Source organism: Pseudofrankia sp. EUN1h, assembly GCF_001854645.1.
In the GTDB taxonomy this organism is placed as follows: domain Bacteria; phylum Actinomycetota; class Actinomycetes; order Frankiales; family Frankiaceae; genus Pseudofrankia; species Pseudofrankia saprophytica.
Genome location: NZ_MBLN01000065.1, coordinates 38,592 through 62,636, shown reverse-complemented (window position 1 = coordinate 62,636; position 24,045 = coordinate 38,592). Strand labels below are relative to the sequence as shown.

Here is a 24,045-nt window from a genome sequence, read left to right as displayed (position 1 = left end):
GCCGTAGCCTGTGGCGCTGTAGTACCGGGGCCGACCCTGGCCGCCCGACCAGCCGCCCGGCACGTCCCGTGCGGTCATTCGGATGCGTGCCCGCTCGTCCTCCGTCCCAGATAACCGACTGCTTCTGTGGCACCTCGGGCCGGCATCCGTGCTGCCGGCCCGAGGGCCTAGACGTAGCCTGCCGGTGGCGCACTGTCGCGGGTAGTGGCAGCACTAGGGGCATGATGGTCATGTGGCAGTCGGAGAACTTGTGCGAGAACTGCGCTCGGCGCGAGGCTGGTCCCAGGGCCGGCTAGCTGACGAGCTTTGCCGGGTAGCCGGCCGCACGACAGTCACCCGCGAGACGGTGTCCCGCTGGGAGACGGGAAAGATCACCTGCCCTGACCCGTACTGGCTCCGGCACCTCGCCGCCGTCCTCCAGGTGCCGCTCCAAGTCTTGGAGAATGAAAAGTTGGACCGCCGCAGGTTTCTGACCGATCTCGCCGCCACGTCGATCGCCCCACTCGTCGCGAGCGACCTCATTCACGCTGGGTTCAGTGCCAGACTCCAGGGCCACGGCCCAGACGTCGACGAGTGGCACGAAAAGCTCGCCACGTACGGCGCCGACTACATGGCCCTTGGCGCGGCCGAGATCCAACGGCGCCTGGCCATTGACCTGCTCGTTCTCCAACAGCAACTAGATCGACCGGAGCTTTGGGGCGTATCCGCCAAGCTCGCCACCCTCTTCGGGAAGACCTTCCCCGGGGCTGACGGGTCCAAGGCCGTGGATTGGTACCGGACAGCCGCCACCGCCGCAGACCGATCCCAAGACGACCAGACCCGAGTCTGGGTACGCGGGCGGGCAGCGATCGCCCTTGGCTACGAAGGAGCCTCRCTCGGCATCGCGGAGTCCTTCGCCCGCCAGGCATTCGAGATCTCTGACAGGCCGTCACTCGGCCGACTGAACGCCGTCATGGGCCTCGCCCACGTAGCAGCGATCCGAGGCGACCGGACCACCGCGCTTGACCTGCTCACCGAAGGCCGACGCATTTTCGACGCCGCAGGCTCTGAGGAACAGACGTCCGACTACGCCGTTCCTGAGTGGCGCATGAACGTGTTCACCAGCCTCCTACACGCCCGACTCGRCGACGAGCGCGACGCAGTGGAAGCGCAGGACACCGCCCGTAGCCTGCTTCCATCGTCGCTTCCACGATTCGCGACTCATCTTGAGCTGCACCGTGGGCTGATGCTCGCGCGGGCCGGTGACCGCGACGGCGGCACCCAGTACGCACACGCCGCCATGGACCGTCTACCTCCGGACAAGCACTCGTTGACCCTGCGCCTACTGGTCACGGAGGTTGAGCGAGCAGCAGGCAGGCGCGATCCACAGCGCGGATGACCCCACGGACGCCCTTCGGCGCGCAGGTCGATGATCGCCGTCGCAGACTTTCTGTACATCTTCAAGGGCGGCCTTCGGCCGCCGTGGTGGGGTGCGCCGTGCGCGCCGCACGCGCCGCTCCGGGTGGGGCCCGTCAGCCCCGCCACGCCCCGGGGCCCCGCCTCGCTTCGCTCGGCACCCCGGGCGTGTCGGGTCTGCCACCCACCCGGAGCGTCGGAGCGTCGGCCCGTCGCACCCCACCACCAGGACGGTGAAGGCCACCGCGGAATCCGTCAGTAGGCAGCGCGATACCGCAGGCATGACAGTGAGCCGGGCGAGTCCGGTTTAGTGCTCGGGGGCCAGCCCCCGAACCCCCGGCCGCCTCCGGAGAGGGGACAGGGCAGGGCGGGAGTCCGCGTGTCTCCTCCGGTGAGCAGGCACCCAGAGGGTTGCCACAGGAACCCCGACCGCGCAAGACCGCCACCCGACACGATGAGCGCAGGCAACGACGGGCGGATCTTGCACGGCCGAGAACCCTGTAGCAAAGCAGAGCTTGCCTGCCCACCGGAGAAGCCCCGCTCAGCCAGGGGTATGACGGGGCAGAGCCCCGAGGCCCCGGAACGGCGACGGCCGGCAACCCTGTGCAGGATCGTCGGCCGCCGCCGTCCACCTGGACTACGAGCCGTGCCGATCCGACCGGCAGCCGCACCGGCCCCGTGTCCCGTCTCGCAGCAGGCCCGCCAGTGCGACGACCGTTTCCGGAGCCTCCCGCCTGACCAGGTCGAAGACACGGGCCCCGATCGCCGAGTCCGCCGCCGCCGAGATCAGTTCGTAGGCCGCGACCTGGTACGGGGTCAGGCCACGGTCTGGCACCGCCGCGACGTCCGGTACCCAGCCGCCAGGGATCGTCACGGCTTCCTGCCCACCGCCGGGCCCGCTGGACGATGCCGCCGGGTCGGGTACACCGTCCGGGAACCGGCGGAATAGCAGCACCACTCCCGCGTGCCGTGCGGGCATGTGATCGACGAACGACGCCGGGGGGAGCCCCGCCGCGACGGTGCCGATCTCGGCTGGAGTCGCGCCTACCTGTACTTCCAGGCCATATCCGCTGTCTGGCAGCGTCAGGGCCCGCACCAGCGGCCAGCCGTTCACGCCGCCACCCCCGCCGCCGAGCCGAGGGCACCCACGATCAGGTCCGAGACCAGCGGCTCGACCGTGTCCCAACCGGTCGACGCGATCAGCAGCCGCACCCCCGCGTGGCGCAGGAGAACCAGCTCCCGGGCAATCTCCCGCTCGTTTGCGCCGATGGTGTCCAACGCGTCGACCACGACCACGTCATACCGACGCATCCGGACCAGCCGCCGCACCGTCGCCCACGCACGGCCACGGCCGCCACCGGTACCGATCTGGCAGACCTCACCACCCGCGACCCAGCCACGCTCCGCGCACGCCGCCCGAAACGCCCGCCGCTGGTCTGCGAGCCGATCCGCCCCAACTCCGTGACGGGTGAAGGCAACAGCCCGCACCCCATCTGCCATGATGGCCATGGGTTCCACTCCTTGCTAGCTCAAGGTTTGGGATCAAGGCCCGGGATTGGTGTTAGCGCACCGTCCCGGGCCGCCTTATTGAGTTGTCGTTCTGCTTACCATTGTAAACCGCCGTGCCGGTAAATGCAGCCGAATCCGAGAATCCCGGTCGGAGCCATTCACGGCAAGATCAGAAGAATTGGCCGTAAAGGCCCCTGGAATCGCCGTAGACAACATCAATCTTAGGGCTACATTCTCATACCGGGCTAAACGATCATCGGAGTTCAGAGATTAGCCCCAGCCATCCGGCAGACACGGCCGGGCCGCGACCCGAGAGCAACGCCCACCAGGACCAGCCCGCCGAGCGCGACGCCCACCAGGACTACACCCACGACGACCAGCCGGCCACCGCGCAGGCTCTGCGCTGGTCAGGCTGCACTGATCTGCGCCGCAGGTTGGGTGAAGTCCCGCCAGTCGTGTTCGACGCGGCGTGGATCGAGAGCCCCACGGATTCCACGTGCCTTCATCGGCTTACCCGTCCGAGGACTGACCCCGACGACCGGGGCGGGCAGGACCCGGAAATAGGCGAGCAACGACCGGACCGCGTCCCGACGCGCCGCCATTGTCATGCCCTCCCAGTTCGCCCGTACCGCGTTCTCGTCCTCCCGTGCACCATGGGCGAGTTCCCGCAGACTGGCAGGCACCGCGAGCTTTTCCAACCGCTCCCGCGCCGCGCCGAGTTTGATCTCCAAATCGTCGATCGCGTCGAGCGCGGCCAACCGGGCACGGCCGGAACGGTTCTTCACCTCCGCGCCGAGCTCGGCTAGCTCCGCTTCGATCCCCTCCACCTCGGCTTCCGCCTTACGGATCACGTCGTTGTCAGCAGCCGTCAGGCTGGCGAACAGGTCCGGGCGCGCCATCCGCGCCACCACCAGACGCATCACGTAGTCGTCCGTGTCTTGCTGGTTGACCACCGCGTGGCGACTACCCGACGAGCACACGTACACCCGCACCCCACGTGCGTTGCCCACCGCGACCGGCGCACCRCACAGACCACACGTCGCGGTGAACGACATCAGGTTGGAATAGGCACCCGGAGCGCGGCCCCGGACYGCGTGCACCGTGGCGATCTTTTGGAGAGCGTTCTGGGCCGCCGTCCACTGCGCCCGACTCACCAGCGCACGCCAGCCCTGCGGCACCGTCGTGGGCATCTCGTCACCGAAGAAGGTGTGGACCCGTTCCGCGAGGTAGGCGCGGTTCTCGCACGCGGTACGGACGATGCGCTCATCCCAGCGCTTCCCCGCCCGAGGCACCGGCGCGCCCTTGCCATTCAGCCACCGGGCCACGCTCGCCAACGAGTCACCCCGCCCGACCCGATCGAACATCTCCGACGCCACCGCCGACCACGCCGGATCGACCTCCCGCGCTGTCAGCTTGCGGGTGCGCGGGTCATAGACGTTGCGATACCCCAGCGGCGCGGCACCCGTCGGCTTGCCCGAGCGGACGTTGTCATCGACACCGTCCTTGACCCGCTTGGACTTTTTCGCCGACTCGTCCGCGTTGTCGATCCCGTCCTCAAGCAGCGTCTTGTGATCACGCCACACCGACAGGTCATACAACCGCCGATCCGCCTGCACATACAGGCCCACCCMGCCACGGCGCAGCTCGTCGAGGAACGGCGCCCACGTCGCCATCTGACGATCCGCCCGCGACGTCTCCCGGACCCACACCAGATCCACCGCACCGGCCGCTACAAGATCCAGCACCTTTGCCCATTCCGCGCGCGGCGCACCGTCCTTGCGGTACATACTGGCTGACTGTCCAGACTCGGCATGCACAGCCACCACAGCCCAACCGTGGTGGCCAGCGTCCTCCTGACCCATCCGGACCTGATCAGCCGTCGACGTCCCGCCAGCGGCAGACCGGCGGGCATAGATCACCACCCGCAGCGCCGCCCCGCTCTCGCTGCCTGCACCAAACGTCCTGGTCACGGATCGTTGTAGCGTCATAAGTAAGATCATATCATTGTGAGTGCTGAGACTCAGGGAACTATAGGCCTGCCCATCCGACACGGTTCGGCTTGGGTCAGGCGGGCCAGCTGACCGTCTTGGTCTCGGTGAAGATCTCCAGGCCTTCGAGGCCGCACTGGCGGCCGATGCCGGACTGCTTGTAGCCGCCGAACGGGGCGTCGGCGCCGTACCAGAGGCCGCCGTTGAGGCCGAGCGTCCCGGTGCGGATCCGGCGCGCCAGGCCCTTGGCCCGGTCGAGGTCGGCCGACGTGATCACCCCGGACAGGCCGTAGACGGAGTCGTTGGCGATGCGGACCGCGTCGTCGTCGTCCTCGAAGCCGATGATGACGAGCACCGGGCCGAAGATCTCCTCCTGGGCGATCGTCATGCCGGGGGTGACGTCGGCGAACAGCGTCGGCTCGACGAAGTAGCCGCGGTCGAGGTCCTTGGGCACGCCGCCGCCGAGCACCAGCCGGGCGCCCTCGGCGCGGCCGGACTCGATGTAGCCGAGCACCCGCTCCTGCTGGCGGCGGGAGACCTGCGGGCCCTGCAGCACCGACGGGTCGGTCGGGTCGCCGTACTTGACGCCCTCGAAGGCGGCGGTAGCCAGCTCGATGGCCTCGTCGTAGCGGGAGTTCGGCACGAGCAGCCGGGTCGGCATCGCGCAGCCCTGGCCGGCGTGCATGCAGACCATGGCGGCGCTGGGGATGGCCTGGGCGAAGTCGGCGTCGTCGAGGAACAGGTTGACGGACTTGCCGCCGAGCTCGAGGAACGTCGGCTTCACGGTGGCGGCCGCCGCCGCCATGATGCGCCGGCCGGTGACGGTCGAGCCGGTGAAGGCGACCATGTCGACCAGGGGAGAGGTGGAGATGACCTCGCCGACGAGGTGGTCGGACGAGGGGACGATGTTGACGACGCCCGGCGGGATGTCGGTGTGCTCGGCGATGAGCCGGCCGAGCCGGGTGGTGTTCCAGGGGGTGTCCGGCGCCGGCTTGAGCACGCAGGTGTTGCCCATGGCGAGGATCGGGCCGAGCTTGTTGAGCGCGATCTCGAGCGGGAAGTTCCACGGGGTGACCACGCCGACGACCCCGACGGGCTCCTTCCACACCTCCCGGGCTGAGAGGTAGCCCATTCCGAAGGCGTCCTTCGCCTCGAGTGTCCGCGTCCACGGGAACGACTCGATCTGCTCGGCGGGCCAGCGCAGCGCCTCCCGCAGCGGCGCGTCGAGCTGCGGCCCGTAGGTCGTGATCACCGGGCAGCCGACCTCGGCGACCAGCTCGGACCGAAACTCCTCCACCTCGGCCTCGATCGCCGCCTGCAGCTGCAGGATCGCCTTCTTGCGGCCGGCGTGGTCGCGCGCCCAGTCCGACTGGTCGAACGCGGCCCGGGCCGCGGCGACCGCACGTTCCATGTCGGCGCGCGACCCGTCGGCGGTGACCCCGAGGACCTCCTCGGTCGCCGGGTTGACGTTGTCGAAGACCCGGCCGCCCTCGGCGTCGACGAGCTTGCCGTTGATTAACATTCGCTGCTCGGACATCAGTTCTCCGTAAGGGCTGGCGCGGATCGGGAGACGACTTTCCTGGGCAGTGGGAGTGGCAGGTCGGCGTAGGTCACGATTCCGGGCGGCGCGGCGACTACGGCGGGGATGGCGTGCACCGCCGGCATGGCCGTCATGACCATGCCCAGAACCATGAAATCCGCGAAGGTGGTTCCCTGGAAGTCGGGGGGCGGCAGAATTTCGACCTTCGTCCGGATCGTCGGGCGGCCGTGGACCTCGATGAGATAGCCGGTGTCCATCTTCCAGTCGGGCTCCAGGGACTGGCCCTTGCGCCACCGGAAGCGCAGGTCGACGATGGTCCGCCCGGCCACCTTGCCCTGCCAGCTGCCGGCGATCCCCGCGACGCAGCCGGCGTCGATCTTCCAGGAGCCGAGGTCGAGATCCTCGGTGGTCTTCGCGTACTCCGCCTCGCAGACCACCTCGTCGAACTCGACGCCGAGGGCCGCGCCGAGCAGCCGGACGGCGTCCTCGAACACCCCGGTGCCCTTGGTGGTCATCGCCAGCAGGTTCGGGTCGTCGATGGGGCGGGCGAACCCGACCGGCAGCTCGGTGGCGGGGGAGTCGTAGCCGGTGGCGTCGGCCGTCTCGCTGACCACGATCTTGTCGACGCGGTCGCAGCCGGCGGCGGAGACCATCGCGATCAGGTTCGCCAGGCCCGGGTTGATGCCGGAGCCGAAGACGGAGGACTGGCCCTGGGCACAGGCCTCCTGGAGGCGGCCACGGCCCGCGCCGAGGGAGTGGCCGGTGATGAACCCCGCCGTGCTGACGATGTTCGCGCCTGACTCGAGGATGCGCACCATCTCGTCGACGTCGAGCCACATGGGGTTGTAGACGACGCAGTCGGGCTTGAGCGCGAGCAGCGCGTCGACGTCGTTCGTCGCGGCCACCCCCGCGGGGGCCGTGCCGCACAGCTCCCCGACGTCCTTGCCGACCTTGTCGGGCGACCACGCGTAGCAGCCGACTAACTCCAGGTCAGGATGGGTGAGTATGGCCTCGACCGACTGTCGGCCGACGTTGCCGGTGGTCCACTGCACAACCCGATAGGTCATCGCGCATCTCCGCTCCGGACGCGACAAGCTGGACACAGCGCTGGGCGTCCTGGTGAAGGTTCTACCTCGTGAGAGGCAAGTCATCTAGATGTATCGCGCAGGTTTCCCGGCCTCCGGGCGTCTGCGTCCCCAGCCTCCTCGCTCCGTTAAATATATAGATGTATCATGCTCAGGGCTGTGCGGACCGGCCCGGTGGAGCCCAGAAAGGATGTCGCCGTGACACCGGCCAGCCACATCGTCGTCGAGCTCGGTCTCTCCGTCGCGATCGACGGCCCGCTGGCGGTGGGACGCGCCGCGGTCGTTCCGGAGATCTGCGTGCCGGGGAGCGTCGTGCCGCGGACCTCGGTCCTGGCCACCTGGGCCGACGTGATCACCGGAACGCTCTGCATCTCCGCGATCGCGCCGCGCATTCCGCTCACGCTCGATCTCGAGGTCCAGGTGTTCGAGCCACCCGTCGAGGGGGACACGGTCACGATCGAGGCCAGCATGGTCAAACTGGGCCGGACCGTCATGGTGACCGAGGCCAGGTTCCACGTGGAGGGGTCCGCCGCGCCGGCCGCGCTTGCGCTGGTGTCGTTCATCGCCTCACCGGATCCGAGCCACGTCTTTCCCCCCGACTTCCGGCCGCCGCTTCGGCAGGAGGCCGGCCGGCTGTCGATGCCGTTCGCCGAGCGGGCCGGGTCCGTGGTCGAGAACCCCGGGACGGCGGAGGTCCCCCGGAAGCTGGACGGGCTCAACGCGTCCGGCGGGATCCAGGGCGGCCTGGTCGCGCTGGCCGCCGAGGAGGCCGCGGCCTCGCTGTCCGACACCCCGGTGTTCCTGGAGTCCCTGACGCTGCGCTACCTGAGGCCGTTCGCGGTCGGCCCGGCCCGGGCGACGGCCGAGCGCCACGGCGACACCTGCCTGGTGCGCCTGACCGACGCCGGCGTCGGCAGGCTCAGCGCCCTGGCGACCGCCCGTCTGGCGGCCGCGCCCCGGCTGCGTCCCGCCCGGCCATAGCCCCAGGGCGCGGCTGCCGCGCGGGCGCAGATGCCGCGCGGGCATTGAAGACATATAGACGTATGGCCTAACCTCTGCGAGCAGCGCAGGAGCCGTCGCGCGAGGAGGCCGCATGGACATCGAACGGGCTCGGACGTGAGCCCCGACCCGGTACCGGACGACGAACCCGGCTTACCCGCCGGCGACGACCCAGGCGCACCGATCGACACCGTCAGCGTCGACGCACAGCGCGCGACCGACCCCGACCCCGACGGCGTCGACGGCGTCGACGCGCGGCGTATCGCGGCCTGGCTGAGCGAGAGCCTGGACCCCGCGGTGTCGTCGGCGGTGGTCAGMAAGCTGCCCGGCGGCCACTCCAGCGGGGTGTGGCGCGTCGACGCCGTCATCGGCGGCGACGGCGTCCGGCCGATGATCCTCAAGGCTCCCGGGGAGCCGAGCGTCGTGTACCGGCGGGACGCCTGCCGCGAGGCGCGGATCCTCGCCGCCATCCGGGGGTTGGGCGGGCCGGTCCCGGACGTGCTCGCCGTCGACACCGGCACCGCCACCGGCCGGCGATGCTTCGTCATGGAGCGCGTGGCGGGACGCGGGCTGGCCGACTCGTCGATGGCGGGCCCGCACGAGGACGCCTGGCTGCGGACCGTCGACCCGGATGCCCGGCGGGCGATCTGGGACTCCTTCCACGACGCGCTCGCCGCCCTGCACGCGGTCGACGCGCGCCAGGTTCCCGACGCGAGTCACGGCCCGCGCGGCGTGCTCGACGTCCTCGACTACTGGCGGGCAGCGCTGCTGGACGCCGCACCGGCGTCCTCGGTGCCCAGGCAGCTCAGCGCGCTGGACTGGCTGCGGGACCACGTCCCACCGGGCGCCGACGACGCGCCGGCGGTCTGCATGGGCGACGCCCGGATCGCCAACTGCCTCATCGACGGGAACGAGGCACGGGCGCTGGTCGACTTCGAGGTGGCCTACGTCGGCAATCCCGCCGCCGACGTCGCCTACAGCATCTTCTTCGACGACCTGCACCGGTCAGGCGCGCAACAACCGCTCGACGGGCTTCCGTCCGCCGCCGAGACCTGGGACCGGTGGAGCCGCGCGACCGGCCGGGCCGTCGACGACCCGGCCTACTGGACGGCCTTCGGCGTGACGATCCTCTGCGTCACGGCCACCCGGGCGATGATCCAGTGGGGTCTGGCGGACGAGGGAATCGAATCGGCCAACCCGCTGGTCGCCCGCTGGGAGGCGTGCGTGGAAAGGGCGACCCATGCCTGAGTCATCCGCGAGGTTCACCGCCGACGACGAGAACGTGCATCCGTCCGACCCGGACGACTGGTCGTGGAACGAGTCCTGGTACTTCTCCTGGATCGACCTGGACGGCGGGCCAGCCGGTTTCTTCCGCGTCGGGCTCCTGCCGAACCAGCGCCGGGCGATGCTCTGGTGCTTCGTCCACGTCGACGACGCGTGGCTCGGCGTCGAGGAGTCCCGGCTCGTGCTCGCCGATTTCGACCTTGCCGCCGGGCATTCCTACGACAGGTGGGCCCTTCGGTTCGGCTGGCGCCCGGAGCTGCCGCTGGCCGGCGCGCGCTTCACCTTCGCCGGAACGTTGCTCACCCGGTCCGGCGCCGACGCGGGCGCCCAGGTGCCCGTCTCGATCGACCTGACCTGCGCGGCCACGAGCGAGCGCGTCGGCGCGGCACCGGGCACCGACACGCCGCGGCCGTCGTATCCGGCCGACCGCTTCGAGCAGTCTCTCCGGGCGTTCGGGACCGTCGCCGTCGGCGGCGACGCTCGCCCGGTGCGCGCCGGCGCGCACCGGGACCGGTCGTGGGGGCCGCGCGAGTGGCGGCTGCCGTTCGCGATCGGTGACCTGCAGGGCGGCGACCGCCAGCTCTACTTCGTCGGCTCGCCCAGGTACGGCCGCGGCTCCGGATACCTGCGCGACGGCTCCGCCGAGCCGCGCCGGCTGCGCTGGGTCGGCGGGACCGTCGGGTACGACGACAAGACGCGGACGATCACCCCTGGAACGCTGCGCTTCGAGGACGCCGACGGCGCCCCGATCGAGGTGGAGCTCGAACCGATCATGCCGAGCGTCTCCTTCGACATGGCCCACACCTGCCAGGAACCGGAGCAGTGGCCGTACTGGCGCACCCTCGTGCGGGCCAGGGTGCCCGGGTGGGACGGTCCGTGCCGCGGCTGGTTCGAGGCCAGCCGCTACGAATCCCCCTGAGTTCGTCTGGTCGGCTGGTCATCTGGCTATGGCTGGGCGGTCTTCTCGTATTCGGCGACGATCGGGGCGAGCTCGGCGGGGGTGGCGCCGTGCATGATGACGCCGTCGCAGCCGAGGGCGAGCTGGTTGCGGACGGCGGCGACGCACTGGGCCGGGGTGCCGGTGGCGGCTGGTTCGAGCCATTCGGCGGGGATGAGTGTGGCGGCGTGTTGGAGCTGCTCGGGGGTGCCGGTCACGTCGAGGCCGCGGATGCCGGCGATGATCGGGTCGGCCCGGTACCGCTCGAGCACCTTGGGGTCCCAGCCGTTGGTGCGTACGAGCAGGTCGCCGTACCCCTCGAGGTAGGTGCCGAGACGGCCGACGAGCTTCATGAGCCGCTGGTCGGCGGGGACGTGTTCGCCGACCGTGGCGAAGCAGGACCAGACCTTGACGGAGTCGGGGTCGCGCCCGGCCTCCTCGGCGGCGCGCTTCACCGTCGCGACGGCGCGCGCCGTGGTCTCGTCGGTGAAGAAGGTGTGCAGCACGACCTGGTCGAAGACCCGCCCGCCCAGCTCGAGCGTGTTCGGCCCGAACGCCACGATGCCCATCGGCAGGTGCTCGTCGAGCGTCGCGTCGAGGTGGAGCACCGGCCAGGAGCCGGCCGGACCGTCGTGGCCGATGATGACCTCGCCACGGAAGAGCCGGCGCATGAGGTTGGTGAAGTCCTCGAGCTGCGCGGTCGTCACCCGGGGGATGCCGTAGATGTCCTGCATCCGCGGGACCCCACGGCCGAGCCCGAGGACGAAGCGACCGCCGGTGAGGCTCTGCATCGTGCGGGCGTAGCCGGCGGTCACCATGKGGTGGCGGGTGTTGTGGTTCGTGGCCCCGGTGGCGATGGTGATGCGTTCGGTGACGGCGCCCGCCGCGCCGGACAGGGCCGCGGCTTCCTTCTTGTTGAACCGCTCCGAGATGTAGGCGGTGCCGAGGCCGAGCCGTTCGGCCTCGGCGGCCTCGACGACGATGTCATGCGACGACTTCGGCTGCCCGGCCAGCAGGTAACAGGCAAGCTCCTCGTGCACCCGGCCGGTGTCGCTCGCGCCATTCGCCGTGGCGGTGTTCATGGTTTGCTCCCAGAAGGACGTCAAGCCGGCACCAAAGATCTAAAGGGATCTCACCAGGCAACAGCCACCCGCGCAAGCGGCCTCCGCCGGTCCAGCGAGCTCCAAGCTGACCTGCTCGTCGGCCGGCGTCAGGCGGCCTCCTGCGCCGAGACCGGTCGCGCTGGGCAGCCTGGGGCGTCGAGTGGGACGTAGCTGTCGATACAGGCCTATTGAACCGGCACCGGTGTGGGCGGAGGCTCCGGACACACCGGGCAGTCCAGTAACTACTCGCGTCGACAGGTTGACTTCGGTGTCGAGGATCCGCACGATCGGACTGGTGCCGTTCCCATCGCGGTGGGGATGGAAGTGAGCCCCGGGACTTCCTGCCGGACGACAGGGCCCGGGGCTTCGCGCTGCGTAGATCGGTCAGCATTCGATGGAGATGACCGTCAGTCGGGATGAGACCGTTTCGAGGAACTGCGGATCCCCTGTGCGGTCGCGTGTCACAGCTCCGCAGATCGCGTCGGCGATCCAGAGGAGGGCTTCCTCTGGGCCGGGCCTGTGGTCCATGCGCAGCTGGCCCCGGACTACCTTCTGGGTTCGCAAAATGTCGAGCATCCCGCGGTCACGCTGATCGTCCTTGCGGCCGCGCGACTCGACCACGACCTGCTCGACCCCGAGCTGGTCGAGTTCAAAGAGCATGCGTTCCAGGCAGTGGCGGCGCCGGCGTTCGCTGCGCTCGCCTTCTCTGCCGTCGCGGATGACGACGATGTGCTCAAGAGCGATCGACGCGACGGTTTCCATGATCTGGCGACGGCGCTTCTCCTGCTCCGCGCGCCAGTGAACCTTGACCTGTCCGGGAAGCAGCAGGTCGCGCATGGTGGAGCGGAGCTGATCGAGCTTGGCGGGCTCGCAGATTGCCGCAGCCAGCAGGTAGGTGTGGGGATCGCGAGCCTGATCGGAGCCGGACTCGTCCAAGTAGGCGTGGAACATCGGATCACCGCCGCGCCGCGGTCGCCGCGCACGGCATGAAGGACGGGATCCAGACCCCGATGGGGTCGACGGACAACACGACGGTGCTCCACACCCGCGCCTCGTCCCCCGGATATGACGAAGCGCTGTTGAGCAGCGTCCACCGTCGAGCCAGCCACGCCTATCCGGACGTGCCTCTACGTAGAGGCGGGCCTGCCGGAAACCGGGGCCGGCAACCCAACGTCAGGATGACGACGTGACTCCCGCGCGTGTATGCGGACGAATCCGCCCCCCGTGGCGCAGGTGCTTGCGGTAGATCATAGCCAGAACTTCCCGCCAGTCGGTCCGCGGGCCCGAGTCATTCGGGGCCAAGACTCACAGGGCCCGCACCGCGGCGAGCACAGCCAGCGCCGGGCTCGGCGTGCCAGCGAACACGGCTCTGAGGTGACAGAAGTCGACCTGGCCGGTGAGCTGGGCTGTGCGCTGCGCAACATCAAAGCGTCCGCATCAAGGCGTCCGCCGCGAAGGGCCACACTCACCTGCAGAAACGTGACACGGATGTGAAGACCTCCCAGCGACCAAAGATCGCTAGCCCAGAAAGCGATCCAGGCGCGTCCCTAGGGGCATCCTGCCGCGACCGGTGGAGATCGGTGCGCGCCGCGGAACGCGAAGATCCACCGGTCGGAGCACGGTTGTCCATGCGGCATGTTCCGTCCTGCTGGTTCGCCGGGGACCTGATGACGCGCGGCGCGCGGCGGGTGCGCTGACTGCCCGCGGCGCACGGCGAGGTTGGCTCGCATGCTCGCATGCTCGCCTGCTCGCTGAGCCGTCGAGCCGCCTCCGGGCCGTCGAGCCGCTGGCGGGCCGTCGAGCCGCTGCCTGGCCGTCGTCCGTCGTGCCGCCGAGCCGCTGCCGGGCGGCCGGGCATCGTGCCGTCGAGCCGCCGGGCGGCGGCCGGCCGGTGCACGCCGCGGAACGCGTCTTCGGCACGGCTCGTGGCTCACGCCATGGACGTGACTGGCGGCGGCCCAGGCTGGGGCCGGCCGTCGGAGGTACGGGCGGGTCCCTGACCTGGAAAAACTGTCGGACCGGCGTGCGATCGTCGTGGCATCGACGGGCGGCATCGACGGCCCGTTACTGGGCCTGGCACTCCTTGACCTCGGTGGTGGCGATGTCCGACGAGAAGTTCGACGCTGAGAAGATCAGCGGCGCGGAGAAGATCAGCATGGTGGGATCCGGCTCGGCCGGGCTGGAGGTGGAGACGGCTCCGCTGCCCGAGCTGGAGGCGGAGATCTGTGGGTGGGCGGGGCGAATCGCGGCGGCGACGTGCCAGATGTTGCGGGTACTCGCGGCGTTCGACCGACGTCAKGGGTGGTCGGGGCTCGGGATGTCGACGTGCGCGCAGTGGCTGTCGTGGCGCTGTGGCATCTCGGTCCGCACGGCGCAGGAGCACGTGGCCGTGGCCCGGGCACTGGAGGGGCTGCCGGCGGTGCGGGCGGCGTTCGCGGCCGGGCGGCTGTCGTACTCGAAGGTACGGGCGGTGGCGCGGGTGGCCGAGCCGGCGTCGGAGCCGTCGTGGCTGGCTCATGCGCTGCACTGCACGGCCGGGCAGCTGGAGCGGCTCGTGTCCCGATTTCACCAGCTGACCGCGGACCCGTCGGAGCRGTCGGCGGCGCGGAAGGTTTCGTGGCGGACGGGCTCGGACGGCCTGTTCCGGCTGTCGGCGGTCCTGACGGCGGAGGAGGGCGCCCGGCTGTCGGTGGCCATCGACGCGGCCCGGGCGGCCCTGGACGACGTCACGCCACCACCGGTCGACGGCGAGCCCGGGCCTGTGTCGGTGGACGGCGAGATAGTGGCCGCGCCGCGTGATCGCCGCGCTGACGCTGACGCCCTGGTCTCGCTCGCGGAGGGATTCCTGTGCCGGCCTGTGCCCGCGCTGATGGACCCAGCGCACACGCTGACGGTGCATGTTGACGCGGAGACCCTGCTGGTCGGTCAACTGGTGGCCGGTGAACGGCTCGCCGCTGGGCGGGGAGACGGAGGTGAGGGCGGGGCCTCGCCGCCGACCGCCGACGGAGCGGGCCGGGACTGCGGCAGCGGGCTGTCAGCGGGGGAGCGGTCCGCGCGTGGAAAGGTGGTGGAGAGCGCGGTGGCGAGTAGCAGGATTGCGACGGCGGACCGGTCCACGACAGGGAATCGGTCCGCGCCGGACGACCAGTCCGCGACGGGGAACGAATTCGCGTTGGACGAGCGGTCCACGTCGGACGACGGGATCGCGGCGGCTGGCGGGTTTGCGGCGGTGATCGGAAACGATCCGGTCAGCCGGCTGGCGCGCGGGCTGCTGCGGTGTGACGCCGGCCCTGGCATCGGCCTGCCTCGGGCGGTGCTGTCCCGGCTCGGGTGCGACGTGCTCGTGCGCGCGCTCGTCCAGGACGACGCGGCCAACCCGTTGGCACTCGGGCGACGGCGTCGGCTGCCGACCCAGCGGCTCCGGGAGGCGGTCTACGCCCGGGACCAGGGGATCTGCCAGTACCCGGGTTGTAGCCACACTCGATGGCTGCAGGCCCATCACCTGCGTACCTGGGCGGCGGACGCGGGTGCGACGGACCTGGAGAACCTGACACTGCTGTGTTCCCGGCATCACCGACTGATCCACGACGAAGGCATCGCGCTGCGCCGCCGCGACGACGGCAGGATCGTGGCGACGCTGCCGGACGGCTTCGAGATCGTCCCGGCGCCCCGTCTCGACCAGCGCGCGGATCTGCCAGATCGGCGGCGCCACTCCGGCGGGGATTCCGATCCGGTCGAGCAGCTGATCGCCGCCACCCGACACGTCGACGACGACGCGATCCACACCCATGGCGGCGGYCGCCTCAGCTGGGACGACTCGCTCTACGTCCTCCTGCAACATCTCCAGCCATCGGGCGCGCGGTAGGCCGGGTGACGTCGGGTCGTCCTCGGCCGGCCGAGCACCAGCCCGCTGCCACGGTGCCCGGGGCTGGCCAATGGCCTCGATTGTGGGCTCGGCCATTGACCGCAGCGAACGGCCAACTGCAGCGAAGCGGCGAGGTGTACAGCGCGAGGTGTGATGGGCAGTTGAGCGACGCCGCGAGGCAGGTCAGGTCGCAACGTCACCGAAACCGGCCGGCTATGCCTGGTGTGTGTACTGAGGGCGCGGCCTCGTGGGTAGCCGGCGGTGGTCACCGCCTCCACGCGGCCCTCGGAGGACAGTCCCGAGATGAGGACCGCCCCACAGAAGTTCGGCGACGAGCGCCAGGAGCGGGTAGATCGGCCCGATCATTTGGTGATCTCGGAACATCCGGTCTTTCGTAGGTTCTGGTACGCCGCCTGTCTGGCCCGCAGCCTGGGCGACGAGCCGGTGGCGTTGACGGTGCTGGGCACCCCTCTTGTGCTGTGGCGGCCCTCCGCGGACGCCCCAGCCAGCGCCGCGCTGGACCGGTGCGCGCACCGGGACGCACCGCTCTCACGGGGCTGGATCGCGAACTGTCACCTGGTCTGTCCCTACCACGGCTGGGAATGGGACGGCGCCGGACGGACGAGGCGCATTCCGCAGTTCCCCGACGCGCCACACCCGACGAAGAGCGGTCTGACCATGGTCGCGACGCGAGAGCGCTACGGGATGGTGTGGGTGTGCCTGGCCGACGATCCGATCGTGGACATCCCGCCGTTGCCGGAGTACGACGACCCCGCGTGGCGGGTAGTGCCGGAGTACGAGTTCGATTTTGCGTGCACCGCGCCGCACCTGCTGGAGAACAACTTCGATCCGGCACATATCGCGTTCGTGCACCGGAACACGTTCGGAAACCCGGACCGCGCCGAGTTGGCCGATACGACGGTCACCCGCGAGCCTTACGGCCTGCGCTCGTGTGGTCAGGTCAGTGTCGAGTCCCGCCCCGGTGAGACCGGGGCGACGACCCGCACCACCGTCTCCGACCTCTACGCGCCGTTCTTCGCGCGTATCCATATCGCCTATCCGGACGGTCTGCGGCACCTGATGATCAAAGCGATCACCCCGGTCGACGACGAACGGTGTCGACTGGTACAGATCGTCCTGCGCACGGACACCGAACAGGACCGTCCGGCCGCCGACATCCTGGCCTTCGACATCGCCGTCGAGACCGAGGACCGAGCGCTGCTCGAGCTGCTGCCGACGCCGTTCCCGCTCGCGCGGCACCTGAACGCCCACGCGCGCGCCGACCGTAACAGCCTGGCGATTCGTCGCCTGTGGACCGACCTGGTCACCGGCCGTTGGGTACCGTCATGACCCGCAAGAAGCACGCCATGACGCGAGCCTGACCTGTGCCAACGCCTGTGCCTGCTGACACAGATCGATCGTGGGTCTTACCAACCGGGAATCCACCGCGCTGTCACCCTCGGCAACCGGGTGATCGATCGGCCGTCGCGCCGTCCTCAGCCGAGTTTCGGGCCCGGGGTGAAGCGGATCGGGAGGTGGCGGGGGCCGGAGATGAAGTTCGACTGCAGCCAGGTGGTCGGCCCCGCGGGCTCGATGTCGGGCATCCGCGTGAGGATCTCGCGCAGCAGCGCGGCGATCTCGACGCGGGCCAGGTGGGAGCCGAGGCAGAAGTGCGGGCCGCCGCTGCCGAAGGCGATGTGGTCGTTGGGGGAGCGGGTGATGTCGAACGTCTGGGGGTCGGTGAACACCCGCTCGTCGCGGTTGGCGGAGCCGTAGTACATGACGACCTTGTCGCCCGCGCTGATCTTCTGGCCGCGCAGCTCGGTGTCGGTCGTGACGGTCCGGCGCATGTAGACGACGGGGCTGACCCAGCGGAGCATCTCCTCGATCGCCGGGTCCAGGCGGCCGTCCAGGTCGGCCGTCAGCGCGGCCCGCGCCTCCGGGTGCTCGAACAGGGCGTGCAGGCCGCCGCCGACGAGCTGGCGGGTGGTGTCACCGCCGGCGTCGATGAGAAGCATGAAGAACAGGTTGAAGTCCATCTCGTCGAGGCGGTGGCCCTCGACCTCGGCGGCCAGCAGCCGGCTGGAGAGATCCTCGCCGGGGTTGCGGCGTTTGGACGCCTGGAGCTCGCTCGCATAGGTGAACATCTTGATCGCCGCGTTGAGCTGGGTGCCTTCCGGCACGGTGTCCGGAACGGCGTGGATCAGCTCGGTCAGCTTGTAGAGCTCCCGGCCGTCTTCCAGTGGCATGCCGAGCAGGTCGGCGATGACGAGGGACGGCATCTCGCCGGCGAGGTCGTCGACGAGGTCGCACTCGCCGCGTTCGATGACCGCGTCGACGATCCGCCGGGCGAGCGCCTCGACCCGGTGCGTGAGTGGCTTGACGGAGCGGGGCACGAAGTCGGGGCTGACGAGCTTGCGGTATCTGCTGTGCCGAGGCGGGTCCATCATCAGCATCATCTGGTGGTCGCCCACCGAAGCGCCGTCGCCGTGTATGTCGGCGATCTGCACGGACGGCGAGTTGGAGAACGTGCCCGGGTCGCGGGCGACGTGCCGGACGTCCTCGTAGCGGGTGACGGCCCAGAAGCCGGGGCCGTCGGGCTCGTCGTGGCGGTGTACCGGGTCGTGCTCGCGCAGCCAGCTGAACTGGTCGTGTGGCTGGCCGTTCGCGAACGACGCCGCGTCGAGCAGGTCGATCTTTGGCGCGGTGGCGGTGCTCGCCGCTGTCATGCTTCTCCCCAACCCAGGTCGGCGGAGGCAGCCGTGTGACGAGCCTCCTGGTACATGTCCTCCCAACGATATAAATGGATGGCTTCGTCCCTGGGGTCAGCCCACCCAGACGGACTTCTGGTTGCAGAACTCCCGGATGCCGACAGCGCCGAGCTCACGCCCGTAGCCGGACCGCTTCACTCCGCCGAAGGGGAGCTCCGGGTAGGAGGTCGTCATGCCGTTGATGAAGACGGCGCYGGCGACGAGTTCGTTCGCGAACCGGTCCTGCTCGGCCGGGTCATTGGTCCACGCGTTCGAGCCCAAGCCGAAGGTGGTGGCGTTGGCGATCTCAAGAGCCGCGTCGAGGTCCGGCACCCGGTAGAGAGTGGCCAGCGGGCCGAACGCCTCCTCGAGGTGTAGCCGCATGGCGTCGGTGACGTCGGCGACGACCGTCGGGGGGAAGAACCAGCCCGGGCCCTCCTGCGACTTCCCGCCGCAGAGCACCGTCGCGCCCTTGGCGACGGCGTCGGCCAGCAGCTCCTCCAGATCGACGCGTCCCTGCTCGGTGGCGATCGGCCCGACGTCGGTGCCCGCGGCCATGGGATCGCCGACCGTGAGGGCGGCCATCTTCTCGGTGAACAGCCGGGCGAACTCGGCGTAGGCGTCCTCGTGGACGATGAACCGCTTGGCGGCGATGCAGGACTGGCCGTTGTTCTGGCACCGGGCCGTGACGGCGACCGTGGCGGCCCGCTCCAGGTCGGCCGACGGCATGACGACGAACGGGTCGCTGCCGCCGAGCTCGAGCACCGTCTTCTTGATCTCGTCGCCGCAGATCGACGCGACCGACTGGCCGGCGGGCTCGCTGCCGGTGACCGCGGCGGCGGCGACCCGCGGGTCGCGCAGCACCGCCTCGACCTGGCGCGCGCTGATCAGCAGGGTCTGGAAGGCCCCCTCCGGGAAGCCGGCCCTGGCGAACAGGTCTCCCAGGTAGAGCGCGCACTGCGGCACGTTGGAGGCGTGCTTGAGCAGGCCGACGTTGCCGGCCATCAGCGCGGGCGCGGCGAACCGGGTCACCTGCCACAGCGGGAAGTTCCATGGCATCACGGCGAGCACGACGCCGAGCGGCTGGTAGCGGGCGAACGCCCGGCTCGCCCCGACGGCGGCCGGGTCGTCGAGCGGCTCGTCGGCCAGGAACGCCTCGGCGTGCTCGGCGTAGAACCGCAGGCCCTTGGCGCACTTGGCCGCCTCGGCCTCGGCGGAGGCGAGCGTCTTGCCCATCTCGGTCGTCATCGTCACGGCGATGTCGCGGCGTTCGGCGTCGAGCAGGTCCGCCGCCGCGCGCAGCAGGCCGGCGCGCTCGGCGAACGTCGTGCGCCGGTAGCTCGTGAACGTCTCGGCCGCGCGGGCGATCTTGGCGTCGATCTCGTCGGCGCTGAGCGGGTCGAAGGTCTTCAGGACGGCGCCGGTCGCCGGGTTGATGGTCTGGATCGCCATGCCACTCACTCCTCGAGGACTCAGCGGGGACGTCCGCTAGTCGGTGCTGATCCGGAAAGACCGGCCGCACGGGTGGCGACAGCGCGGCCGGCCGGGCTCATCCGGCCATGAACCATCGCCGGACGCCAGGCGGGCGGCGGCCACCACCCGGTCGATGCCGGTCTTCGTGGCGAGTAAAACCCGGGGCCCCGCCGGTAACGCGGATCCGTCGACACGTCCGCCTCCCTGGGCTGTTCTCCCGGCCTCCCGGCGGACCGTAGCATCATGAGCGAACGCTCGCTACCTTAGATAGGTGAGTGCACACTCGTCTCGCGGTCAGGCCCCGGCCGGAGGCGTCAGCTGACGATGTCCTTGCGCTGGAAGTGCCACCAGGCCAGGGCGAAGAGGACCGCCGAGTAGACCAGGACCAGGCCGCTTCCGCGCATCATGTTGTCCCACTGGACGCCGGGTCCGATCGCGTCGAGCCAGGCGTACTGGAAGTGGGTGGGCAGGAACCTGCGGTACGGGTCCAGAGCGGCGATCGAGTCGAGGATGTTCGACAGGACCACGACCATGGTGGCGCCGCCGACCGCGCCCAACGGGGCGTCGGTGAGCACGCCGAACAGGAACGCGAGCGCCGCGACCAGCAGCGACTGCAGGCTCGCGTAGCCGACGACGATCAGCAGCCTCGTCAGCCCTTCCCCGGTGGTGAACGAACCACCCAGAGGTGACTGCGCCGGCGCCCACCCGAAGAACAGGCCACCGACCAGCAGTGCCCAGGCGGGCAGCAGCACGTTCGCGCCGAGGCTCAACGACAGGGCGACGATCAGCTTCTGCCGCAGCAGCCGCGCGCGTGGCACCGGGATCGCGAGCAGGTAGCGCAACGAGGACCAGCTCGCCTCGCTCGCCACCGTGTCGCCGCAGAACAGGGCGACCAGCACGACCAGCAGGAACGACGCCGAGGCGAACTCGGTGAACAGGGCGAAGTTGATCGCCCCCTTCGTCGCCAGCGTCGCCAGCAGCGGTCCCGAGAAGTTGCCGTTGTTGTTTCCCGACGCCGACCCGGGCGAGCTCGCCTGAAAGGCGAGCGCGATGGCCAGCGGCAACAGCAGGAGGATCAGGGCGACCAGGTGGGTCCGCCGGCGGCGTAGCTGCCGGACGAACTCCACGCGTGTTCGCAGCGTGCGCTCGGGCCGGAAGCCGGTGTCGCGGGTCTCGGCGTCGTGGGACTCGGCCGTGTCCACCAGCAGGTCGTGCGCGCCGCGCTGGGTGGGAGGCGGCCGAAACTCGCCGAGCTCGTTGCCGGGTGGTGTCGTCATTGATCCGCGCCGACCATCCTGAGAAACACTTCCTCCAACGAGCGCTGGGCCGGCATGATCTGTGACGGCACGCCGGCGGCCGCCAGGATGTGCTGCGCCTCCTCCGGGTCCGCGACCGAGAGCTGCGTCCTGCCCATGCCGACGATCTCCTCCACCGACCCGGCCGCGACGAGCTTCCCCTTGTGCATGACGACGACGTGGGTGCAGGTCTGTTCCACCTCGGCGAGCAGGTGGCTGGAGATCACGACGGTGCGGCCCGTCGTGGCGTAGCGGCGCAGGACCTCCCGCATCTCGGCGATCTGCGGCGGGTCCAGGCCGTTGGTCGGCTCGTCGAGCACCAGCAGCTCAGGCAGCCCGAGCATCGCCTGCGCGATCGCCAGGCGTTGGCGCATGCCCTGGCTGTATGTCTTGACCGGCCGTTCGACCGACGATCCCAGGCCGGCGATCTCCAGCGCGGTGTCGAACCGCGCGTCCGCCGGCGGCCGGCCGGTCGCCGCCCAGAACAGGCGCAGGTTGTCCCGGCCCGACAGGTGCGGCAGCAGCCCGGGGCCCTCGATGAACGTCCCGACCTTGGCGAGCACCGGCGCCCCCGCCTCGACGAGCTCACCGAACAGGCGCACGGTGCCCGCCGTCGGCCTGATCAGCCCCATGAGCACGCGCAGCGCCGTGGTCTTCCCCGCGCCGTTCGGACCCAGCAGCCCCACGACCTGGCCGCCCTCCACCCGGAAGCTCACCCCGTCGACCGCGCGGTACCCGTCGCCGTACTCCTTGACCAGGCCCTCGATCACCACCGGCACCGTCGTCAGTTCGGCGTCGACGGCACGCCGGCGCCGGCGGCGCAGGCGCGCGACCAGCGCGCCGGGCACGAGCGCCGCCATCGCCGCGCCACCCACCACCAGCCAGATCCACGGCAGGCTGGCCCCCCCGATGTGCCCGTCGATCGTGGCGATGGCCAGGTCACCGCGCAGCGACGTGCCGGCCAGCGCGATGACGTAGCTGCGGGGGGAGGCCGGCAGCTGGTAGGCCGAGTCTGTGGTGCCGATGGCGACCACGATGCGGTGACCGGCAGGTATCTGGGTCACGATGCCCGGCAGGGCCACCGTCACGGTCCTCGCTTCGCCAGGCCGCAGGCCGGTGAGCTGGATCGGCGCCACCAGGCCGTTCGGGAGGTCGGGAGTCCCGTCCGCCGGCACGTCGAGCAGTGAGGCGAACAGCGTCGCGTCGGTGGTATCCCGCGCGGTCACCTGCAGGGCGATCGTCGATGATCCGCCCACGAGCATCCCCACGGGCAGCGGCTCAGACACGAACGCCGCCACCTGGCCGGGAATCGTGGCCAGACCAGTCAGCCCGGCCGCGGCCCCGGCCCCGGTTTCAGCCCCGGTTTCGGATCCCGACCCCGAGATCGACCCCGCCGAACTCGAGAGCGCGGTCGCGTTGGCAAGTAGGTTGCCCAGGCCCGGGATGGTGGTGATGGCGGCCGGACTGCCACCGGCCGGCGCGTAGATGGTCTGCGGCGGGCCGGCGACGGTCACGCGGTCGGTCCGTCGGCTCGTCGCGGCGTCGTCCGCGCGCAGGACCCGTGGGACGGTCTGCCCGGTCTGGGTGGAGATGCTGCTGCCGGGCACGCCGACCTCGAACGAGGTGTCGAGCTGCCCGTGCCCGAGCAGTACCGGAGCGAACCAGTCGTCGACGTTGCGGACCAGGACGTCGGTGGACGTCGTCCCGTCGTGGCCGCCGGTTCGCCAGACCTCCTTCACCGGCGTGCCCCGGGCGGCGATGCCACGGGCGTTCGCGTCCGCCTGGCCGAGGGAGAACAACGAGTCCCGCTCGCCCTGGATGAGCAGCGTCGGAACCGTGATCCGGTCGAGCACGCTGGCAGGGCTGGACGCCCGCAGCAGCGACAGGATCGTCGCGTCCGCCTGTCCGGTGGCGGCCGCCCGCTGGTAGGCGGCGCACAGGTCCGGCGCGAACCGTCCGCACTCACCGGGCTGCTGGGCCGCGGCGGAGGTGAACAGCACGCCGGCCCACTGCTTCTTGAAGACGCCCGCCCGGTCAGCGGCTGGCTGGTCGGCGGCTGGCTGGCCGGTGGCGGGGGCCGCCTGATCGGTGGGGACGGCGTTCGGAAACAGCGCCTGCGACAGGTCGTTCCAGGTGATGTCGGCCGCGACCGCGTCGATCCGCCTGTCATTGCCCGCCGCGAGCAGCCCGAGCGCGCCACCGTAGGACGAGCCGGCGACGCCCACACGCGGGTCGCCGGGCGCGTCCTTCGACACCTGCGGCAGCGTGGCCAGGTAGGTGATCAGCTTGTTCGCGTCCGCCACCTCGTACTCCGGCGCGTCCAGATGAACCAGGCCGCCGGACCGACCGAAGCCCCTCGCCGTGTAGGCAAGGACGACGTATCCGCGCCGCGCGAAGGAACGGGCCGTGGAGGCGAGGTCGTCCTTGGACCCACCGAACCCGTGAGCGAGCAGGATCGCCGGCGCAGGCGTCGACCGCGGCAGGTAGACGGTCGTGTCCAGCATGACCGACGAGCCGTTCTCCGCGACGCCGGCGACGAACTGGGACCGGGTCCGGACTGAGTCGTCGTTGCCGGTCGAGGCCAGCGCGATCAGGCCGCCGACGACGGCCAGGAGCGCGACCGCCGTGACGGTGACGAGACGACGCCGGCGCCTGAGGAAGGCCCTCACCGGGTCTGGTCCTGCCGACGGATACCGATCCAGTCCACAGGTGCCACCGGGATGCCGCTCCTTTCGCCGCACGCGAGTGTCCGGACGATGGCCAGACGTCAGGCACCGGGTCACCGGAACGCGCGGGCCACGTCGACCGTAACGTTCCGGGTC

Annotated in this window: 17 protein-coding genes; 6 read left to right on the top strand and 11 right to left on the bottom strand. The window is 70.4% G+C overall.

Features of this window, described 5'->3' with window-relative positions:
* Positions 1-232: 232 nt before the first annotated feature.
* The gene (locus tag BCD49_RS24805) at positions 233-1,378 is read left to right on the top strand and encodes a helix-turn-helix transcriptional regulator (protein ID WP_071041968.1); all 1,146 of its coding nucleotides are present in this window, start codon (positions 233-235) and stop codon (positions 1,376-1,378) included.
* Between the two features lie 654 nt (positions 1,379-2,032).
* On the opposite strand, the gene BCD49_RS24800 is transcribed toward BCD49_RS24805, so the two are convergent.
* The 5 genes from BCD49_RS24800 to BCD49_RS24780 form a co-directional block, all read right to left on the bottom strand.
* Positions 2,033-2,509: a hypothetical protein gene (locus BCD49_RS24800; protein WP_007509089.1), complete on the bottom strand. Its 477-nt coding sequence runs from the start codon at positions 2,507-2,509 to the stop codon at positions 2,033-2,035.
* Positions 2,506-2,904, bottom strand: a complete 399-nt coding sequence (locus BCD49_RS24795) for a recombinase family protein (protein WP_007509091.1) — start codon at positions 2,902-2,904, stop codon at positions 2,506-2,508. The genes BCD49_RS24800 and BCD49_RS24795 overlap by 4 nt, the downstream gene beginning before the upstream one ends.
* A 407-nt stretch (positions 2,905-3,311) precedes the next feature.
* On the bottom strand, positions 3,312-4,874 hold the full coding sequence (locus BCD49_RS24790; protein WP_158072967.1) for a recombinase family protein: 1,563 nt from the start codon (positions 4,872-4,874) through the stop codon (positions 3,312-3,314).
* A 94-nt stretch (positions 4,875-4,968) separates the two neighbouring features.
* Positions 4,969-6,429, bottom strand: a complete 1,461-nt coding sequence (locus BCD49_RS24785; protein WP_007509095.1) for an aldehyde dehydrogenase family protein — start codon at positions 6,427-6,429, stop codon at positions 4,969-4,971.
* Positions 6,429-7,499, bottom strand: coding sequence for an NAD(P)H-dependent amine dehydrogenase family protein (locus BCD49_RS24780; RefSeq protein WP_007509097.1), 1,071 nt, complete (start codon positions 7,497-7,499; stop codon positions 6,429-6,431). Before BCD49_RS24780 ends, BCD49_RS24785 begins: the two co-directional genes overlap by 1 nt.
* 216 nt (positions 7,500-7,715) lie before the next feature.
* Between BCD49_RS24780 and BCD49_RS24775 the strand changes: the two genes are divergently transcribed.
* The 3 genes from BCD49_RS24775 to BCD49_RS24765 all read left to right on the top strand — a co-directional run bounded on the left by BCD49_RS24775 (position 7,716) and on the right by BCD49_RS24765 (position 10,719).
* Entirely contained in the window at positions 7,716-8,498 is a 783-nt protein-coding gene (locus tag BCD49_RS24775) for a hotdog domain-containing protein (protein WP_035925088.1), read from the top strand.
* Positions 8,499-8,633: 135 nt separating this feature from the next.
* The gene (locus tag BCD49_RS24770; RefSeq protein WP_083401679.1) at positions 8,634-9,764 is read left to right on the top strand and encodes a phosphotransferase family protein; all 1,131 of its coding nucleotides are present in this window, start codon (positions 8,634-8,636) and stop codon (positions 9,762-9,764) included.
* On the top strand, positions 9,757-10,719 hold the full coding sequence (locus BCD49_RS24765; RefSeq protein ID WP_007509103.1) for a hypothetical protein: 963 nt from the start codon (positions 9,757-9,759) through the stop codon (positions 10,717-10,719). Before BCD49_RS24770 ends, BCD49_RS24765 begins: the two co-directional genes overlap by 8 nt.
* Before the next feature lie 26 nt (positions 10,720-10,745).
* Here the strand turns inward: BCD49_RS24765 and BCD49_RS24760 are convergent, their stop codons facing one another.
* Both BCD49_RS24760 and BCD49_RS24755 read right to left on the bottom strand, forming a co-directional pair.
* Positions 10,746-11,819 (bottom strand): TIGR03857 family LLM class F420-dependent oxidoreductase, encoded by a 1,074-nt coding sequence (locus BCD49_RS24760; RefSeq protein ID WP_071041966.1) that lies wholly within the window; start codon positions 11,817-11,819, stop codon positions 10,746-10,748.
* A 405-nt stretch (positions 11,820-12,224) separates the two neighbouring features.
* Complete coding sequence (locus BCD49_RS24755; RefSeq protein WP_007509107.1) at positions 12,225-12,791, bottom strand: DUF3800 domain-containing protein; 567 nt, start codon at positions 12,789-12,791, stop codon at positions 12,225-12,227.
* Between the two features lie 1,150 nt (positions 12,792-13,941).
* On the opposite strand from BCD49_RS24755, the gene BCD49_RS24750 reads away from it, so the two are divergent.
* Together BCD49_RS24750 and BCD49_RS24745 are read left to right on the top strand one after the other, a co-directional pair.
* Positions 13,942-15,705 (top strand): HNH endonuclease signature motif containing protein, encoded by a 1,764-nt coding sequence (locus BCD49_RS24750; protein WP_083401678.1) that lies wholly within the window; start codon positions 13,942-13,944, stop codon positions 15,703-15,705.
* Positions 15,706-16,008: 303 nt separating this feature from the next.
* Complete coding sequence (locus tag BCD49_RS24745) at positions 16,009-17,055, top strand: Rieske 2Fe-2S domain-containing protein (protein ID WP_007509111.1); 1,047 nt, start codon at positions 16,009-16,011, stop codon at positions 17,053-17,055.
* A 146-nt stretch (positions 17,056-17,201) separates the two neighbouring features.
* On the opposite strand, the gene BCD49_RS24740 is transcribed toward BCD49_RS24745, so the two are convergent.
* The 4 genes from BCD49_RS24740 to BCD49_RS24725 form a co-directional block, all read right to left on the bottom strand.
* A complete protein-coding gene (locus tag BCD49_RS24740; protein ID WP_007509113.1) occupies positions 17,202-18,434 on the bottom strand; it encodes a cytochrome P450 in 1,233 nt (410 codons plus the stop codon).
* Between the two features lie 96 nt (positions 18,435-18,530).
* Complete coding sequence (locus tag BCD49_RS24735) at positions 18,531-19,907, bottom strand: NADP-dependent succinic semialdehyde dehydrogenase (protein ID WP_071041965.1); 1,377 nt, start codon at positions 19,905-19,907, stop codon at positions 18,531-18,533.
* A 335-nt stretch (positions 19,908-20,242) separates the two neighbouring features.
* Positions 20,243-21,205, bottom strand: coding sequence for an ABC transporter permease (locus BCD49_RS24730; protein ID WP_007509117.1), 963 nt, complete (start codon positions 21,203-21,205; stop codon positions 20,243-20,245).
* The gene (locus BCD49_RS24725; protein ID WP_007509119.1) at positions 21,202-23,892 is read right to left on the bottom strand and encodes an alpha/beta fold hydrolase; all 2,691 of its coding nucleotides are present in this window, start codon (positions 23,890-23,892) and stop codon (positions 21,202-21,204) included. The genes BCD49_RS24730 and BCD49_RS24725 overlap by 4 nt, the downstream gene beginning before the upstream one ends.
* Positions 23,893-24,045: the final 153 nt, after the last annotated feature.

Bases quoted from the DNA above. Each gene is read 5' to 3' on its own strand.
- BCD49_RS24795 (WP_007509091.1), bottom strand. From the start codon at position 2,904: ATGGCCATCATGGCAGATGGGGTGCGGGCTGTTGCCTTCACCCGTCAC.
- BCD49_RS24785 (WP_007509095.1), bottom strand. From the start codon at position 6,429: ATGTCCGAGCAGCGAATGTTAATCAACGGCAAGCTCGTCGACGCCGAG.
- BCD49_RS24780 (WP_007509097.1), bottom strand. From the start codon at position 7,499: ATGACCTATCGGGTTGTGCAGTGGACCACCGGCAACGTCGGCCGACAG.
- BCD49_RS24765 (WP_007509103.1), top strand. From the start codon at position 9,757: ATGCCTGAGTCATCCGCGAGGTTCACCGCCGACGACGAGAACGTGCAT.
- BCD49_RS24755 (WP_007509107.1), bottom strand. From the start codon at position 12,791: ATGTTCCACGCCTACTTGGACGAGTCCGGCTCCGATCAGGCTCGCGAT.
- BCD49_RS24745 (WP_007509111.1), top strand. From the start codon at position 16,009: ATGAGGACCGCCCCACAGAAGTTCGGCGACGAGCGCCAGGAGCGGGTA.
- BCD49_RS24740 (WP_007509113.1), bottom strand. From the start codon at position 18,434: ATGACAGCGGCGAGCACCGCCACCGCGCCAAAGATCGACCTGCTCGAC.
- BCD49_RS24730 (WP_007509117.1), bottom strand. From the start codon at position 21,205: ATGACGACACCACCCGGCAACGAGCTCGGCGAGTTTCGGCCGCCTCCC.